At 66.4% G+C, this 289-nt stretch carries 1 protein-coding gene; it reads right to left on the bottom strand.

Annotation, left to right across the window (positions count from 1 at the left end):
• The coding region (locus GV790_RS29920) for an ATP:cob(I)alamin adenosyltransferase (RefSeq protein ID WP_163818165.1) at positions 1-289 on the bottom strand (289 nt) is incomplete at both ends.

Below are 289 nucleotides of genomic sequence, written 5' to 3'. Positions count from 1 at the left end.
GAACTCGTCGCACCAGGCTTCCAACCGGGCGATATAGGACTGCGTGATGCGCAGTGGTGGGTACTTCGGCTCCTCGACGATCGGCGTCGACAGGTCCGCGCCCGCGTCGAACAGGTCGTTCTGCACCTGACGCAGGACCGTACCGATACGTGGCTCGGGCGCGCCCACCGCGAGGGCGACGCCGATTGCCGCATTGGCCTCATCGCAGTCGGCGTAGGCGATCAAACGCGGATCGGTTTTGGCCACGCGGGAGAAATCGCTCAGCCCGGTGGTTCCGTCGTCCCCGGTC

The organism is Nocardia cyriacigeorgica (genome assembly GCF_010858045.1).
Lineage (GTDB): Bacteria > Actinomycetota > Actinomycetes > Mycobacteriales > Mycobacteriaceae > Nocardia > Nocardia cyriacigeorgica_E.
Note: the sequence above shows the minus strand (reverse complement) of the source record. Positions and strands in the feature narration are given on the sequence as shown.